General features: G+C 62.9%; 16 protein-coding genes. 7 read left to right on the forward strand and 9 right to left on the reverse strand.

Going from position 1 to position 16502, the window contains the following annotated elements:
• Nucleotides 1-115: 115 nt before the first annotated feature.
• Nucleotides 116-1906 (forward strand): aspartate--tRNA ligase, encoded by a 1791-nt coding sequence (gene aspS / locus P9236_RS23505; RefSeq protein WP_278077006.1) that lies wholly within the window; start codon nucleotides 116-118, stop codon nucleotides 1904-1906.
• 99 nt (nucleotides 1907-2005) lie between these two features.
• Here aspS and P9236_RS23510 read toward each other — a convergent pair whose 3' ends face one another.
• Together P9236_RS23510 and P9236_RS23515 are read right to left on the reverse strand one after the other, a co-directional pair.
• Nucleotides 2006-3196, reverse strand: coding sequence for a hypothetical protein (locus P9236_RS23510; protein ID WP_278076969.1), 1191 nt, complete (start codon nucleotides 3194-3196; stop codon nucleotides 2006-2008).
• A gap of 46 nt (nucleotides 3197-3242) precedes the next feature.
• On the reverse strand, nucleotides 3243-3587 hold the full coding sequence (locus P9236_RS23515; RefSeq protein WP_278076970.1) for a hypothetical protein: 345 nt from the start codon (nucleotides 3585-3587) through the stop codon (nucleotides 3243-3245).
• A 43-nt stretch (nucleotides 3588-3630) separates the two neighbouring features.
• On the opposite strand from P9236_RS23515, the gene parC reads away from it, so the two are divergent.
• A complete protein-coding gene (parC, locus tag P9236_RS23520) occupies nucleotides 3631-5883 on the forward strand; it encodes a DNA topoisomerase IV subunit A (RefSeq protein ID WP_278076971.1) in 2253 nt (750 codons plus the stop codon).
• A 282-nt stretch (nucleotides 5884-6165) separates the two neighbouring features.
• Nucleotides 6166-7365 carry an AI-2E family transporter gene (locus tag P9236_RS23525; protein WP_278076972.1) on the forward strand — a complete coding sequence of 400 codons (1200 nt, stop codon included), beginning with the start codon at nucleotides 6166-6168 and terminating at the stop codon, nucleotides 7363-7365.
• Here the strand turns inward: P9236_RS23525 and P9236_RS23530 are convergent.
• The 4 genes from P9236_RS23530 to P9236_RS23545 all read right to left on the reverse strand — a co-directional run bounded on the left by P9236_RS23530 (nucleotide 7353) and on the right by P9236_RS23545 (nucleotide 10522).
• Nucleotides 7353-8249, reverse strand: a complete 897-nt coding sequence (locus P9236_RS23530) for a DMT family transporter (RefSeq protein WP_278076973.1) — start codon at nucleotides 8247-8249, stop codon at nucleotides 7353-7355. The genes P9236_RS23525 and P9236_RS23530 overlap by 13 nt on opposite strands.
• Before the next feature lie 123 nt (nucleotides 8250-8372).
• Nucleotides 8373-9137 carry an arginyltransferase gene (locus tag P9236_RS23535; RefSeq protein ID WP_278076974.1) on the reverse strand — a complete coding sequence of 255 codons (765 nt, stop codon included), beginning with the start codon at nucleotides 9135-9137 and terminating at the stop codon, nucleotides 8373-8375.
• Nucleotides 9138-9278: 141 nt separating this feature from the next.
• Nucleotides 9279-9749: an RDD family protein gene (locus P9236_RS23540; protein WP_278076975.1), complete on the reverse strand. Its 471-nt coding sequence runs from the start codon at nucleotides 9747-9749 to the stop codon at nucleotides 9279-9281.
• 92 nt (nucleotides 9750-9841) lie between these two features.
• Entirely contained in the window at nucleotides 9842-10522 is a 681-nt protein-coding gene (locus P9236_RS23545) for an isoprenylcysteine carboxylmethyltransferase family protein (protein WP_278076976.1), read from the reverse strand.
• A gap of 195 nt (nucleotides 10523-10717) precedes the next feature.
• On the opposite strand from P9236_RS23545, the gene sthA reads away from it, so the two are divergent.
• A complete protein-coding gene (gene sthA, locus P9236_RS23550; RefSeq protein ID WP_278076977.1) occupies nucleotides 10718-12106 on the forward strand; it encodes a Si-specific NAD(P)(+) transhydrogenase in 1389 nt (462 codons plus the stop codon).
• A 73-nt stretch (nucleotides 12107-12179) separates the two neighbouring features.
• Here the strand turns inward: sthA and P9236_RS23555 are convergent, their stop codons facing one another.
• Nucleotides 12180-12839, reverse strand: a complete 660-nt coding sequence (locus P9236_RS23555; RefSeq protein WP_278076978.1) for an alpha/beta hydrolase — start codon at nucleotides 12837-12839, stop codon at nucleotides 12180-12182.
• A gap of 203 nt (nucleotides 12840-13042) precedes the next feature.
• Here P9236_RS23555 and opgC point away from each other — a divergent pair, with 203 nt between their 5' ends.
• Nucleotides 13043-14299, forward strand: a complete 1257-nt coding sequence (opgC, locus tag P9236_RS23560; RefSeq protein ID WP_278076980.1) for an OpgC domain-containing protein — start codon at nucleotides 13043-13045, stop codon at nucleotides 14297-14299.
• Between the two features lie 55 nt (nucleotides 14300-14354).
• On the opposite strand, the gene P9236_RS23565 is transcribed toward opgC, so the two are convergent.
• A complete protein-coding gene (locus P9236_RS23565) occupies nucleotides 14355-15434 on the reverse strand; it encodes a substrate-binding domain-containing protein (RefSeq protein WP_278076981.1) in 1080 nt (359 codons plus the stop codon).
• Nucleotides 15435-15611: 177 nt separating this feature from the next.
• Between P9236_RS23565 and P9236_RS23570 the strand changes: the two genes are divergently transcribed.
• Both P9236_RS23570 and P9236_RS23575 read left to right on the forward strand, forming a co-directional pair.
• Nucleotides 15612-15755, forward strand: a complete 144-nt coding sequence (locus tag P9236_RS23570; protein ID WP_278076983.1) for a hypothetical protein — start codon at nucleotides 15612-15614, stop codon at nucleotides 15753-15755.
• Between the two features lie 61 nt (nucleotides 15756-15816).
• The gene (locus P9236_RS23575; protein ID WP_278076984.1) at nucleotides 15817-15954 is read left to right on the forward strand and encodes a hypothetical protein; all 138 of its coding nucleotides are present in this window, start codon (nucleotides 15817-15819) and stop codon (nucleotides 15952-15954) included.
• 148 nt (nucleotides 15955-16102) lie between these two features.
• On the opposite strand, the gene P9236_RS23580 is transcribed toward P9236_RS23575, so the two are convergent.
• The gene (locus P9236_RS23580) at nucleotides 16103-16477 is read right to left on the reverse strand and encodes a DUF423 domain-containing protein (RefSeq protein WP_278076985.1); all 375 of its coding nucleotides are present in this window, start codon (nucleotides 16475-16477) and stop codon (nucleotides 16103-16105) included.
• Between the last annotated feature and the right edge of the window lie 25 nt (nucleotides 16478-16502).

The following is a 16502-nucleotide window of genomic DNA, read 5'->3' on the forward strand; positions in this document are numbered from 1 at the left end:
TGTCGGGCGCGCCCGAGTGTGACCGCTTGCCTTGACAAAGCCGGCCTCTCATGCGTTTTTCGCGCCAATTTTCGAGCCGGGCTTTTGCCCGCAATTCCGGGCTTCATCAATGACAATGCATCGCTACCGCAGCCATACCTGTGCCCAATTGAGAAAGAGCGACGTCGGCAATTCCGTCCGCCTGTCGGGCTGGGTGCATCGCGTGCGCGACCATGGTGGGCTGCTCTTCATCGATATGCGCGACCATTATGGCCTGACCCAGATCGTCGCCGATCCGGATTCGCCGGCCTTCAAGGTGGCCGAGACCGTGCGGGGAGAATGGGTGATCCGCGTCGACGGCGAGGTCAAGGCGCGCCTGCCGGAGACGGTGAACCCCAACCTGCCGACCGGCGAGATCGAGGTGTTCGCGCGCGAGATCGAGGTGCTGTCGGCGGCCAAGGAGCTGCCGCTGCCGGTGTTCGGCGAGCCGGACTATCCGGAAGACATCCGCCTGAAATACCGCTTCCTCGACCTGCGCCGCGAGACGCTGCACAAGAACATCGTTGCGCGCACCAAGATCATCGCCGAGATGCGCAAGCGCATGGGCGAGGTGGGCTTCACCGAGTTCTCGACGCCGATCCTGACCGCCTCGTCTCCCGAGGGCGCGCGCGACTTCCTGGTGCCGTCGCGCATTCACCCCGGCACCTTCTACGCCCTGCCGCAGGCGCCGCAGCAATACAAGCAGCTGATCATGGTCTCCGGCTTCGATCGCTACTTCCAGATTGCGCCCTGCTTCCGCGACGAGGATCCGCGCGCCGACCGTCTGCCCGGCGAATTCTACCAGCTCGACCTCGAGATGAGCTTCGTCGAGCAGGATGACGTGCTCTCCACCATGGAGCCGGTGCTTCGCGGCGTCTTCGAGACTTTTGCGGCCGGCAAGCCGGTGACGCAGGAATTCCGCCGCATTCCCTTCGACGAGGCGATGCGCACTTACGGCACCGACAAGCCGGACTTGCGCAACCCGATCGAGATGCAGGCGGTCTCGGATCATTTCCGCGATTCCGGTTTCAAGGTGTTCGCCAACATCCTGGCCAACGATGCGAAGGCCGAGGTCTGGGCGATTCCCGCCAAGACCGGCGGCAGCCGCGCCTTCTGCGACCGCATGAATTCCTGGGCGCAAGGCGAGGGACAGCCCGGGCTGGGCTATATCTTCTGGCGCAAGGAAGGTGAAAAACTCGAAGGCGCCGGTCCGATCGCCAAGAACATTGGCGAGGAGCGCACCGAGGCGATCCGCCAGCAGCTCGGCCTTGCCGATGGCGATGCCGCCTTCTTCGTCGCCGGCGACCCGAAGAAATTCGTCGCCTTCGCGGGCGCCGCGCGCACGCGCGCCGGCGAGGAGCTGAACCTGGTCGACCGCGACCGCTTCGAATTGTGCTGGATCGTCGACTTCCCGTTCTTCGAATGGAACGAGGACGAGAAGAAGATCGACTTCGCCCACAACCCGTTCTCGATGCCGCAGGGCGGCATCGACGCTCTCGGCGGTCAAGAGCCGCTGGGCATCAAGGCGTTCCAGTACGACATGGTCTGCAACGGCTTCGAGATTGCTTCCGGCGGCATCCGCAACCATCTGCCGGAAACCATGGTCAAGGCCTTCGAGATGGTTGGGCTCGATCGCGCGACGGTCGAGGAGCGCTTCGGCGGCCTCTATCGCGCCTTCCAGTACGGCGCGCCGCCGCATGGCGGCATGGCGGCCGGCATCGACCGCATCGTCATGCTGCTGGTCGGTGCCAAGAACCTGCGCGAGGTCACAATGTTCCCGATGAACCAGCAGGCCTACGACCTGTTGATGAATGCGCCCTCGGAAGCGACCCCGCAGCAGCTGCGCGAACTGTCGCTGCGCGTCGCGGTGGCGAAGAAGGAAGGTTAGGAACCACGGTCAAACGGTTCGACTTGCTCGAAGAATCGGCCCCCAGTAAAAAGCCCGGCATTTTGCTGCCGGGCTTTTTTGTTGGAGTGTTTCGTTCGATCAGTTCTCGTTCGCCTTGACCTTGACGCCGAGCGTCTTCGGCAGGTCGAGCGGGTTGGACATGGCACCCGCCATGATCAGCGCGAACGGCACCGACGACGGCGGCTCGGCCGAAATTTCGAGGCTCTTGGGGTCGTCGAGGAACTTGTTGACCGCGGCCGATACCTCGGCCGTCAGTTCGGGATTGTTGAGTTGCGCCATGCCGAACGGCACGATCGCCTTGGCCTGGTTGGCGACGTCCTTGGCCGACATGCCTTGCTGCTTGCCGACATAGTCGAGCACCTTGCCGGTCAGCGAGGCGTCTTCGAAGCGAACCGATGCGCCGTTGAAGGAAAGCTGCTGCAACAGGCCGAGCATGGCCATGCCCTGCGCTGAGTTGTCGGCGCCCTCGGGCTGCGCGGCGAGTTGCTTCTGCATGGCCTGCATCGACTTGATGAAGTCGAGCGTGTAGCCGCCGAGATTGAAAGTCATGCCGAGCTTGCCGGCATTGTCGACGGCGATGTCATATTTCGATAGCTCCATCTTGCCGTCGTTGGGCTGCCAGGTGCCCGCCATCGAGATGTTGCCGGAGATGTTCTGGTAGCCGAGCGCCTCGATCGCTTCCTTCGACTTCGGGTCGTCGACCAGCGTCAGGTCGGCATTGAACTTTCCCGTGTTGGCGGTGAAGTCCATCGCTTTGCCGTCCGCCGGCGGGGTGATCTGGACGGCAAGCCCATCCATCGAGAAGGCCGTCTTGTCGCCGACCTTGACCGTCAAGTTGGAGAGCTCGGCCGACTTGTACATCACCAGCGAGCCAAGCGGGTCGGTGCTGCCCTCGGGTGGCACCTTCATGTCGTGGATGATGAAGGGGCTGAGATTGAGCGTCACGCCGTCCTGGGTACGCTCGAAGGCGGAGGTCGAGACGGTCGCGATGTCGAAGCTGCCATTGGCCTCGGTGACCCCCTCCAGCTTCACGTCGCCGATCGGCAGCGCCTCCTTCTCGGCAGCCGGCTTGATGGAGACGCCCTGCAATACGACGTTCGAATCGTCACCCGAGACACCGGTCCAGGAAATATCGACGCCCTGGGCGGCAAGCGTTGCCTTGACGCGCTCGGCCACGGCCGGATCGGCGGCGAAGGCGGCGTTGAGCGGCAGGGTCAGCAGAAAGGTTGAAAAGGCCAGTTTCTTGAGCATTGAGCGTTGGATTTTCATTTGGCGAGTTCCCTGTCCTGAAAAGTGTTTTTGAATTCCTGCTCCATCACCATTCCGCGACGAACGGGACGGGAAAAAGGCGTTTCCCGGCACATTTGTCGAAAAGGGCGATGAAAAGCAAACCCGGCCGGCACGCTTTGCATGGTGCGGTGAATTTGTCATGAAGACCGCGGCTCTCCTCCGCCCGCGTTGCATGCTCAGACCGTGTTGCCTGCCCAGATAGAAGGCGCATGTAACAGATTGATGTTGGCCGGCGCCCCGACACAGCCGATGCCAGTTGCAGATTGCCGGCAAACTGGAATGTTCGCCTTGCCGCTTCCGTGAAATCCTTCACATCGCCGGCGGCGGTTTGCTTGCCCGCATTGCGCGCGACGAATCCGCCGACTTCCAACCCGGCGCTTGCCGCGAATCACCCGCTCGGCTAGTCCAAATCCATGGGAAAAAGGCATTTGCCGCCCGAAGATGGTGGCGGCGACAACATCGAACCGGTCGATCTGAAGGAAGCGCTCGAGAAGCGCTATCTGGCCTATGCGCTGTCGACCATCATGCACCGGGCATTGCCGGATGTGCGCGACGGGCTGAAGCCGGTCCATCGCCGCATCATGCACGCCATGCGGCTCCTGCGGCTGAACCCCGATCAGGGCTTCGCCAAATGCGCCCGCATCGTCGGCGAGGTGATGGGCAAGTTCCATCCGCATGGCGACCAGTCGATCTACGACGCGCTGGTGCGCCTCGCCCAGGATTTCTCCATGCGCTACCCGTTGGTCGACGGGCAGGGCAATTTCGGCAATATCGACGGCGATAACGCCGCCGCCATGCGCTACACCGAAGCGCGCATGACGGAGGTGGCGACCGAGCTGCTTGCCGGCATCACCGAGGACGCCGTCGATTACCGGCCGACCTATAATGAGGAGGACGAGGAACCGTCGGTTCTGCCCGGCGCCTTCCCGAACCTGCTCGCCAACGGCTCGTCCGGCATTGCGGTCGGCATGGCGACTTCGATCCCGCCGCACAATGCCGCCGAGCTTTGCGACGCGGCGCTGCATCTGATCGAGCATCCTGACGCGCCGGTGGCGAAGCTGATGGATTTCGTCCAGGGACCGGATTTCCCGACCGGCGGCATCATCGTCGACAGCCGCGCCTCGATTCTCGAAGCCTATGAGAGCGGCCGCGGCGGGTTTCGCGTGCGCGCCAAGTGGGGGCAGGAGGATCAGGGCAGGGGCACCTGGAGCATCGTCGTCACCGAAATCCCCTATGGCGTCCAGAAGGCCAGGCTGATCGAGAAGATCGCCGAGCTGCTGATGGCGCGCAAGCTGCCGTTGCTCGAAGACATTCGCGACGAGAGCGCCGAGGACATCCGTATCGTGCTGGTGCCGAAGAGCCGCACCGTCGATCCCGGCATCCTGATGGAATCGCTGTTCAAGCTCACCGAGCTCGAAAGCCGTTTCCCGCTCAACATGAACGTGCTGTCGCGCGGCAAGGTGCCGAACGTGCTCTCGCTCAAGGGCGTGCTTAAGGAATGGCTCGACCACCGCCGCGAGGTGCTTCTTCGCCGCTCCAGGTATCGGCTCGGCGAGATCGAGAGGCGCCTGGAAATCCTCGCCGGCTATCTCGTCGCCTATCTCAACATCGACGAGGTGATCAGGATCATCCGCGAGGAGGATGAGCCCAAGCAGGTGATGATGGCCCGCTGGTCGCTCACCGACAACCAGGCCGAAGCCATCCTCAACATGCGGCTGCGCGCCCTGCGCAAGCTCGAAGAGATCGAAATCCGCAAGGAGCATGACGGCCTCACCGAGGAGAAGAAGCAGATCGAGGCGCTGCTGGCGTCGGACGCCAAGCAATGGGCGACGATCCGTTGGGAGGTCACCAAGGTCCGCGATCAGTTCGGACCCGAGACAGATCTCGGTAGGCGCCGCACCCATTTCGCCGACGCGCCGGAGCATGACCTGACCGACATCGCGCATGCCATGATCGAGCGCGAGCCGGTCACCGTCGTCGTTTCGGAAAAGGGCTGGCTGCGCGCGATGAAGGGTCACCTGACCGACCATTCGCAGCTTGCCTTCAAGGAAGGCGACAGCCTGAAGCTCGCATTCCATGCGCAGACCACGGACAAGATCCTGGTCTTCACCACCGGCGGCAAGTTCTACACCATCGGCGCCGACCGGCTGCCGGGCGGCCGCGGCCATGGCGAGCCGATCCGTATCATCGTTGACATGGAGAACGACCAGGACATCGTCACCGCATTCGTCCACGATCCGAAGCGCAAGCTGCTGCTCGTCTCCTACGATGCCAACGGCTTCATCGTCTCCGAGGAAGAGGTCGTCGCCAACACCCGCAAGGGCAAGCAGGTGATGAACGTCAAGGCGCCGGACGAGGCCAAGCGCTGCATTCCGGTCGCTGGCGACCATCTCGCCATCGTCGGCGAGAACCGCAAGATGCTGATCTTTCCGCTCGCCGAAATCCCGGAAATGGCGCGCGGCAAGGGCGTGCGCCTGCAGAAATACAAGGACGGCGGCGTGCTGGACCTGAAGACCTTCACGATTGCAGCGGGGCTGACCTGGCAGGATTCGGCCGACCGCACCTTCACCAAGTCGCGCGAGGAACTGGCCGAATGGATCGGCGCCCGCGCCGCCGCCGGCCGCATGGTGCCGAAGGGTTTCCCGAGAACGGGCAAGTTCGGGTAGCGCGACCTAACCTTCTCCCCTTGTGGGAGAAGGTGGACGAGCGAAGCTCGGCCGGATGAGAGATGTTGGAAGGATCGCTACCTTCTCGGACGTAAGTGCTTCAAGTCCTTCAATGTTCTGGCGCCGCGTTTCTTCCAGCACCCCTCATCCGTCTCGGCGCTGCGCGCCGATCCACCTTCTCCCACAAGGGGAGAAGGAAAAGCGCTATTTGGACTATCGTCACGATTGCTGCACTATCATGGTGCATAAGCACTCATTGAAACCATCGGGAGAAACGCCGGGTTGAAGCGGGCTGAAATCCAGAAGCCGGGGCAGCGCCTGTTCGGTCTGTCGACGCCGATCAGGGCGGCCGTCATCCCGCCGCTCTCGGCGGCGCGCTGGCTCCTGGTGCTGATCGTCGCCGCCGGCGTCTATTTCTTCCACGGCTTCCTGTTCCCGGTGCTTGCGGCGCTCGTCATCGCCTTCGCCAGCTGGCCGCTCTACCGCAGGCTGCTTACCGCCGTCGGCGGCAACCGCACTATCGGCGCGACTTTTGCCATCCTCTTCATCCTGACCTTCCTGGTCGTGCCGATCGCGCTTGCCGGGACCTATGCCATCAACGAGCTTCGCGAATGGGTGGTATGGGCGATTGAAACCAATCGCCATGGCTCGGCGACACCGCAATGGATCGCCACCATGCCGGTGATCGGCGAGTGGTTGAACGAGCAGTGGACGGAAAATCTCGGCCATCCCGGCGGCATCGGCGAATTGATCCAGATGGTGAGCGGCTCCAATATCGGCACCATCTACCGCGGCGCGCTGGCGGCCGGCGGTAGCGCCTTCGGCCTGGTTCTGACGCTGCTGTTCATGCTGATCGCACTGTTCTTCGCCTATCGCGATGGCGAGGCTTTCGCGGCCCAGGTCGATCGTCTCGGCGAGCGCATCCTGCCGGCGCGCTGGGAGCGCATTTCACGCGTCGTGCCGGCCACCATCTCGTCGACCGTCACCGGCATGACCATAATCGCCATCGGCGAAGGCCTGGTGCTCGGCATCGCCTACTGGCTGGCCGGCGTGCCGTCGCCGGTGACGCTCGGCGCGCTCACCGGCATCATGGCGCTGATCCCGGGCGGCGCCCCGCTTTCCTTCACGCTGGTATCGATCTATCTCGCCGCCAGCGGCAAGCTGTTCGCCGGCCTGGCACTGTTCGTCTGGGGCGCGGTCGAGCTCTTCGTCGTCGATAAGACGTTGCGCCCGAAGCTGGTCGGTGGGCCGATCAAGCTGCCGTTCCTGCCGACCTTTTTCGGCCTGATCGGCGGCGTCAAGACGATGGGCTTCCTCGGCCTCTTCATCGGTCCGGTGCTGATGGCGCTGCTCGTCGCCATCTGGCGCGAATGGCTGCGCGAGGTCGAGATGATGGACGAACAGGCGCGCGCCGCCGACGAAGAGAGAGGGCCGCCACCGATCGAGGTGGCGCCCGAAGCCAAGAAAATTCACGCAGGGTGAACGACGGCTAGCGCCGCGCGCCGCTTGCGGCCTTCATGCAATTGCCAGAGCGAATGGGCAACCAGCGTCACGATCAGGATCGTGCCGCCGATCAGGCTGTTGCGCGACGGCGTCTCGGCAAAGATCAGCCACACCCAGATCGGGGCCAGTACGGTCTCGAGCAGATAGAACATCGCCACCTCGGGCCCCGAGATGTATTTCGGTCCATTGGCGAGGCAAAAGAACGAGATCGGCATGATCACGGCGCCGTTGACGATGATCCACCATGGCTGGTTGACGTGAAGGCCTTCGCCCGGGACCATGAACAAGGCGACCGCCAGCGGCAGGGCGACGCCGACGAGCGCGGTAAAGCCCATGTCCTTGCCGCTGGCGCGCGAGATGGTAATGGCCAAAGCGACGAAGAAAGCCGAGCATAGCGCCATGAAATCGCCGAACAGATGCCCCGAGCCGACCGAACCGCCGACGATGATCAGCACGCCCAGGATCATTGCCAACATGGCGACCACCGTTCCGAGCCGGGGCCTTTCGCGCAGGAATAGCCATGACAGCAGCGCAGCGAACACCGTGTTGAAGGCGAGGATGAAGACGAGATCGGCGGTCGAGGTGTGGTAGACGGCGGTGACGAATGTAACGCCTGTCAAACCGTAGCACAACGCCACGGCAAGCCCCGACCAGCCGGGGATGAGCTTTGGCGCATCGCTGCGCATCGCACGCCAGACGGCCCAGAGCACCAAGGCGGCGACGAGCGTGGTGCCGGTGCGCAGCATCATGATGGTCCAGGGGCTGCCGTCGGCCAGCCGGATCAGCGGGATATCGACGGTGAGCGTCAATCCGCCGAAGGCAGTGATCAGGAGGCCCTTCTGGTGATCGGTATGGGTGGACACTCGGCAATCTCGCAACAATCTTGAGGAGGCGCACGGCGGCCATGCGTCGGCCCTTTCAGCCTGACGACCGAAAGGCCAGCGTCCTCCTCCCTGAAACAGTTTAAGGGTGAAAGATGAAGCGGATCAGCGACTGACCGCTTCGTGATCGTAGCGTTCCCAGCCTTTCGGGCCGAGATGCTCCTGCGGCATGAAGCGCATCTTATAGCTCATCTTGCGCGAGCCGTTGACCCAGTAGCCGAGATAGACGTGGGGCAGTCCCATCGCATTGGCGCGGGCGATGTGGTCGAGGATCATGAAAGTGCCGAGCGAACGGTCCTCGAAATCGGGATTGAAGTAGGAATAGACCATCGACAGACCGTCGGCCATCTTGTCGGTCAGCGCAACTGCAATCAATTCACCCTGACCCTTGCCGGTGATGAAGGTGTCCGGGCCGCGACGCCGGTATTCGATGATCTTGGTATCGACATGCGTGTCCTCGACCATCATCGCATAGTCGAGCACGGTCATGTCGGACATGCCGCCGCGGCGATGGCGGGCGTCGAGATAGGCGCGGAACAGCGAGTACTGCTCGGTCGACGGCTGGGCGTCGTGCATGGCGCCGATCAGATCGGCATTGCGCTGGATCACGCGGCGCATGTTGCGGCTGGCGGTGAACTCCTGCGCCAGGATCCGCACCGACACGCAGGCGCGACAGGACTCGCAGGCCGGCCGGTAGGCGATGTTCTGTGAGCGCCGGAAGCCGCCCTGGGTCAGCAGGTCGTTCATCTCGGGCGCCTTGTCGCCGACAAGGTGCGTGAACACCTTGCGCTCGAACTGGCCCTCCAGATAGGGGCACGGCGACGGCGCGGTCAGGAAGAACTGCGGCGACTGGGTCGGATGCTGCGTCATCGATTCTTGGAAACGCTCCTGCGAATCGCCCTACCTTTGGCCCGACCGGGGAAAAATTCAACAGGATTGTGCGGCCTCGGCCGGTCCAGACTGTTCATATTTTAGCATAACCGCCGTGGTGATGGCGGTCGCGGACACCGCTTAAATGTCGGTGCGCGCTACGACGGTGCCCAGAAGCAGGTCATGCAGCGTGCGCTTGCGATCCGAAAACAGCGTGACCAGCAGCACCAGCGGCGTCAGGATGACGTTGGCGGCCCAGAACAATACCGAATGCACCACCGCTGTCAGGCCGTCGATGCGCGTGCCGTCGAGCTTGTCCAGCCGGATGCCCATGATCTTCATGCCGGTCGTGGCCTGGTCGCGGCTGCCCAGCGTGTTCCAGATGTAGAGGATGGCAACCGCAGGCACCAGCACGGAAAACAGCGCCCAGCCGAGGCCGAAGGTCAAAAGGCCAAGCACGGCGACCAGTATCGCGAAGGGGATGGTGAGCAGCGCAACGATGAAATAGTCGAGGATGAAGGCGAAGATGCGCCTCGTGCGCACGCCGCGATAGGCGCGCGTGTCCTCGAACCTCGTGGTGATGATCTCGCCGTCAAGCACGCGCGCGTTCATATCCATTCCTCACGGTGGCAGCGAATTCGATGCCCGCCAAACAGATGGTGAAGGCCGTGCCGAATTCAAGGAATGGAGTTGGCCGGCATATCCTAGAAGATGCCGGGGAAGAGCCGGTAGCGAACCCTGCCCAGATAGTCGCGGTATTCCGGCGTGGTCGCCAGAATGGCTTCCTCGCGTGTGAGGCGATATATCTGCAACACGGTTATGATCGCGTAGACGCCAAAATTGTACATCGAAAAATTCGACAACAGAAACAGGATGTGGCCGGTGACGTAGCCAGCGTAGATCGGGTGTCTGACGAACCTATAGGCGCCGCCGGTGACCACGCCTCGATTGGCAGGCAGGATCGCGAAGGAGCGACCAAGCGAGAGCTTTCCCCAGACAGACGTCCACAACGCCAGGCACTGCAATGGTGCCGCAACCGGGAGGGAAATGATTGCAAAGCCGGGTTGCATCGAGATCAGCCCGGAGCCGAGACCAGCGGTCAGCGAGATGATCACAGTCAACGGGCTCCAATCGCGAACCTTCGGACGCCGGGCCAGAAGCAGCCATATCAAGGTGAGCGTCTCGGAAATCGTCAGCAGCAGGACATTGATCCGGGTCGGGTCTTTAATGAGGTGGTACATACCCCGATAGGCAAAGATGAACATTGCAGCCAGCGCGAGGAAGCGCAAGAAACCTTCCCGCAGATCTATGACGATCGCGCTGGTTTGGAGCCCTGACAAGAAACCCGTTTTCACGGGCAACGAATTGCCACTGGAAATGGTCATGCAGTTTGTCCCGCGGTGCTAGCCCAGGCTCGACCATTGCACGCAAGCGTTGCCGCGACGTTAAGTCCATGAGCGCTTCTGCTTGGGTCTCGCCGATTTTCATGCGGCAGGGATCGCGAGTTTGGCTGTTGAATATGACGCTCTCCACAGTTTAGCCTGCTGCGGCGCAGCAAGACGCCGAGGGGATGGGGAAATATGGATTACGACATGCTTGTCATCGGCAGCGGCCCCTCCGGGCGCCGCGCCGCGGTGCAGTCGGCCAAGCTTGGCAAATCGGTGCTGGTGGTCGACAGGGGCCGTCGCCTCGGCGGCGTCTCGGTGCACACCGGCACAATTCCGTCGAAAACGCTGCGCGAGACGGTGCTCAACCTTTCCGGCTGGCGCGAGCGCGGCTTCTACGGCCGCGGCTACCGGGTCAAGCAGGATATTTCGATCGCCGATCTCGTCGATCGCCTGCACAAGACGCTCGATCACGAGGTCGAGGTGCTGCAGCACCAGTTCATGCGCAATACCGTGAGGAGTGCACGAGCCGCAGTCAAATTCCTTGGCCCCAATCGGGTCAGCCTGACGGCGGATAACGGTGACTACAGCGAAGTCGGTTTCGCCAACGCGCTGATCGCCGTCGGCACCAGGCCACATCGTCCAGGGGACGTGCCGTTCGACAAGAAGCGCATCTTCGACAGCGACGAGATGCTGGAACTTCATCATCTGCCGCGCACGCTGACGGTGATCGGCGCCGGTGTCATCGGTGTCGAATACGCGACCATCTTCTCGGCGCTGGACGTGCCGGTCACGCTGGTCGAGCCGCGCAGCACCATCCTCGATTTCATCGATCGCGAGATCGTCGACGACTTCATCCACCAGATGCGCGATCGCGGCATGACTATTCGCCTCGGCAGCACGGTCAAGGAAATCGCTTCGAAGCCGGATCATGCCGAGGTGACGCTGGCCGACGGCCGCACCATCCGTTCCGAGATGGTGCTCTACGCCGCCGGCCGCACCGGCAACGTCGCCAGCCTCGGCCTGGAGATGGTTGGCATCGAAGCCGATGGGAGAGGTCGCATCAAGGTCGACCCGCAAACGTTCCAGACCAGTGCGCCGAATATCTATGCCGCCGGCGACGTCATCGGCTTCCCAAGCTTGGCCTCGACCTCCATGGAGCAGGGCAGGGTGGCTGCCTGTCACGCTTTCGGCGTCACTCTGCCGCCGGCACCGGAAACCTTTCCCTACGGCATCTATGCCGTGCCGGAAATCTCGACCGTCGGCCAGTCGGAGGAACAGGTGCGCGAGAGCGGGATCGCCTATGAGGTCGGCGTTGCGCGCTTCCGGGAAACCTCACGCGGTCACATCATGGGCGTCAACTCCGGCTTCCTGAAGCTCCTGTTCTCGGTCGAGACGCGCCGCCTGCTCGGCGCCCATATCGTCGGCGAGGGTGCCACCGAGCTCATCCATATCGGCCAGGCGGTGATCAATCTAGGCGGTACCGTCGACTTCTTCGTCAACAACACCTTCAACTATCCGACGCTGGCCGAAGCCTACAAGATCGCCGGCCTGGATGCCTGGAACAGAATGGGTCAGGGCTGAGCGCCCTACACCAAGCCGGCTACACTGGAGTCGGCTGTCATGTCGGCACGCGAATTCCGCGTCAGGAGTGTCGTCAGCCGGCCGGCGTAGGCCCGGCGAGCCAGTGCCGCGCGATCGCGGCGTCGGCCTCGCCGAATTCATGGCCCGAGGCGACGATGCGCGCATCGATCTCGGCGCCGCGCGCGCTCAGCAGCATCACCATGGCCGGCGCGAAGGGGCCGTAGGTCTGGTCGGCCGCGCCGGCGATGATCAGCACCCGCGTTCCGGCGAGATCGGTCGCCGGCGCTTCATCGAGCACCGGCATCGCCCTCAGCAATGCCGCCTGTCTCACCAGCCCCGGATGAAGCAGCATGAGCGTGGAAACAAGATTGGCGCCGTTGGAATAGCCAAGAAAAGTCGAGCATGAGAGGTCGAGCTGGTGGCGCGTGGCGGCTTCGACTGCGAATTCAGCGAAAGCGGCCGTCTCGGCGCGGATGCTCGACTGCTCGAAGCTGGTCGGCGTGATTCGCTCGAACCAACGGAAACCGTCCTCCTGGCGGATGCGGCCGCGCGCCGCGACAAGCACCGCGCGTGGTGCGATCCGCCTTGCCAGCGGCACCAGCGTCGTTTCGTCCACGCCCGATCCATGCAGCACGAAAAGGCAGTCGCGGCTCGCATTTGCCGGTTTCATCAAGCGGTAGGAAAAAGGCAGATCATGATGCAGCACGCTGTTTTTGTTGGCATGTTCGGACATGATCACATCCTGTTGATTTTATGGTGATTTCGTTGATTTGCCGGCTTCAAAACGGAATGTTTTCAAGCTCCGCGAAAGTTGATTGAACCGGGCGCATTTCAGGCCGTTTCTGCGCCGATACCCCTCCCGACGGGAGGAATCGAAGCGGTGCGTCGGGGGTCGCATTGCTGGACATGAAACACCAGCTCTGAGGCCTTTTGTCGATGACCATTCCCCTTTCTCAGCGCGATACGCGAGCCGACGATCGCGACACGCCTATCAAGGACCACGATACGCACATCAACCAGCGCGATACGCGTATCAACGATCGTGATACGCGTATCGACGTGCTGCGCGCGCTCGCCTTGCTCACCATTTTTGTCGACCATGTGCCGGGCACCGTCTTCGAAAACCTGACCTACAAGAATATCGGCTTTTCCGACGCGGCCGAGGCCTTCGTGCTGATCTCCGGCATCTCGGTGGCGCTCGCCTATGGCAGCAAGTTCAAGCCGGGCGGCAGGCTGCTGGCGACCCTGAAGATGTGGCGGCGCGCCGGCGTGCTCTACGTCACCCATATCGTCATCACCATGGCGGTGATCGCCCTATTCTGCGCTACGGCGGTGTTTGCCCACCGGCCGGAGCTGTTGAAGATGATCAACATCGAGCCGCTGATGAAGAACACGCCGGAAGTGCTGCTCGGCATCGTCACGCTCGGTCACCAGCTCGGCTACAACAACATCCTGCCGGTTTATGCCGCGCTGCTTCTGGCGGCGCCGGCCTTCGTGCTGTTCGTCAGCTGCAGGCCCGTGGCGGCACTGACGGTGTCCGGCCTACTGTGGCTGGTTGCCGGCATCTGGCAGATCGCGCCGCCGAACTATCCCGAACCGGGTCTCTGGTTCTTGAACCCGCTTTCCTGGCAATTCCTGTTCAATATCGGCCTTGCCGCCATGCTGCACGTCAAGCGCGGCGGCACCATCCCCGTGAACGGGTGGCTGGTGGGCTTCGCCGGCGTCTATGTGGCCGGCGCGGCGATCTGGGTGCACAGCCCGCTCTGGGGTCATATCACCTGGTTCAACCTGCCGGTTGTGATCGGCGGTTTCGACAAGACCTTCCTGTCGCTGCCGCGGCTGCTGCACATCCTCGCGGTCAGCTACCTGATCGTCGCTCTGCCGGCCGTGTCGAATGTCTTCCGTGCCAGGCCCGACAATCCGCTGGCGATCCTCGGCAAGCGCTCGCTGCCGGTGTTCATCGCCGGAACGCTGATCGCCATGGTCGCGCAGGTGCTGAAACTGATCAATCCGGGCGGGCTCGCCTATGACACGCTGCTCATCGCGGCCGGCATAGCCATGCAGTTCGCGCTGGCGCTCTATCTCGAATGGTTCGCCGGTCTCGGTCCGGCCCGCGCCAAGCCGGCACGCGGGGAGCCCGCGCGCGCCGCGTTCGGCGCGCAACCGGTGCCGGCGAGGATTGGCGGGTACTGAAGAAAATCCAGGAAAAGCAGCAGTTCAGCTATCTAGCTGAACTGCTGGGAATTGTTCAGCTTTTCGGCGCAGGGCCGGTAGAGGCCCTGACGACGAGCTCGACGCCCATCGTCTCACGCCGCACCGTGCCGTCGAAGTCGAGGATCATGTGAGCAGCCCGGCGGCCTATCTCGGTGATCGGCTGGGCGATCGTGGTCAGCGGCGGGTCGCTTAGCGCGCCGTCCGGCACGCCGTCGAAGCCGACGATGGAAACGTCCTCCGGCACCTTGAGGCCTCGCTTGGCCAACCATTCGATGGCGATCAAGGCCATCCTGTCGGACATCGCCAGGATGGCGGTCGGCCGCTCGCCGCCGGCGAAGATCGCTTCGAGCCCGGCCCTGGTGCTTTTTTCTTCGTTCTCGGTCTCGAAGATCGGGATCGTTGTCGTGTCGATACCGAAGCGGGACAGTTCCTCGAAATAGCCGGCAAGACGATCACGCGTTCCCGTATAGACCGCCGATCGGACCATTTCCGGTGTGACGAAACCGGTGCGTTCCTCGCCGAGGGTGAGCGACAGAACCGCGAAGCGACGGTGGCCGAGTTCGGCGACATGACGCGCGGCGAGTCGCCCGCCGGCGACATTGTCGACGCCGATCGCCGAAATGGTCTCATCGTGAAAGCCGAGTTCCAGCGCCACGAAGGGCAGCCTGCGCTCCCGCGTCAGATCGACGAGGCGCGAGCCGCCTTCGATGCAGAACAGGATGAAGCCGTCGACCAGCGCGCTCTGGATGTTCCAAGCGAGTTTTTCCTGGTTGGCGGCTGAAACCAGGGCGATTCCGGCGCCGGTTGCGTCGCAGGCTTCGGAGATGCCGGCCATCATGACGCGGGCGAAGGGATCCTCGAAGAAATAGGAGAGGGGTTCGGTCGTGCCGACGCCGATGGCGTTGACCTTCCCGGCGCGCAGCAGCCGGCCCTTCGGATCGGGGCCGGCATAACCCATCGCTTCCGCCACCGCCTTGACCTTTTCGCGCACCTCGGCGCGCACGATCTCCGGGCGACTGAAGACGTTGGAGGCCGTGCCGTGCGAGACACCGGCCGCCTTGGCGATGTCCGCCAGCCGGATGGGGCGTGCTTGGCCTTCGATAGGTGATGCCATGTCGTTCCTCCGAATCCGGTCACAGAGCCAACATGACCGTGGAATGGTTGCCGGTCATCTAGCATTTTTCTTGGATCGATTCAAATTTTCGCTTGACTCCAGTGATGCGAGGCATATGATTTGAATCGATCCAAGCCACTTCGGCGATTGGGAGCAAAGTTCGAAGAGGAGGGTGCCATGCATCCGGTCAACTATTTGTTTGAAGACGTCTACCGCAACGATTGGGGCATCGCCTCGGCCGCGCGGAGCGAGCGGCGCCGCGGCAGTGCAAGCCCGTGGAAGCGCGAACCGCATTTCATCGTGGAGCGCAAGCGCGCCTGAAAAATCAGCCTTTTTCGCGTCGATCTATTGGATCGATTCAATTCAATTCAAGGGGCCAGTCATGCATCCGATCAGCCATCTTTTCCAGGACATCTATCGCAACTATTGGGGCATCTCGCCGGCGACCGACCGCCCGGAACGCCGGCGCGCGGCGGAGCCGGCGACGCGCAAGCGTAGGCTGCGCCCGGGGCGCCGGTAACCCCGGCGCATCCTCGTGCTCGACAGCCACCGATGGAAGAGGCAGGTCTAGAGCAATTCCAGGAAAGTATGTAACGGTTTTCCGTCCGGAATTGCGTCAAAACAAAGAGGTAAAGCGGTTCGCCGTTTCCGTGAAACGGTGAAACGCTCTAGGACCGTGGGCGCAACAGGGCCGAGACCGCGATCGCCAGCCAGCCGGCGATAAGCAGGGTGCCGCCGATCGGCGCCGACATCGGGAACAGTCGCGAACCGAGGAAATCCCGGGCGAGCAGGTCGCCCGAGAACAGCAGCAGGCCGACCAGCAGCACCAGGCTTGCGATCCGGAGACACCGGTTGCCGCCGATAAGGCCGATGCCGAGAAAGACCGGCGCATGCATCAACAGGAAGGATGCGGCCGTGCCGGTGAAGGCGCCGCCGCGATGCGCGGCGGCGGCCGACAGCGCCACGCCTGCCGCGCCGACGAGGCCGCCCGCCAGCACGAGGACACGGCTGGCGCCGTTTGAGGATTGCCCGGCAAGGCTCATTTCAATGCTCCGTGTTTTCGGCGGG

Origin of the sequence: Mesorhizobium sp. WSM4884 (assembly GCF_029625675.1) — a bacterium.
Classification (GTDB): Bacteria; Pseudomonadota; Alphaproteobacteria; order Rhizobiales; family Rhizobiaceae; genus Mesorhizobium.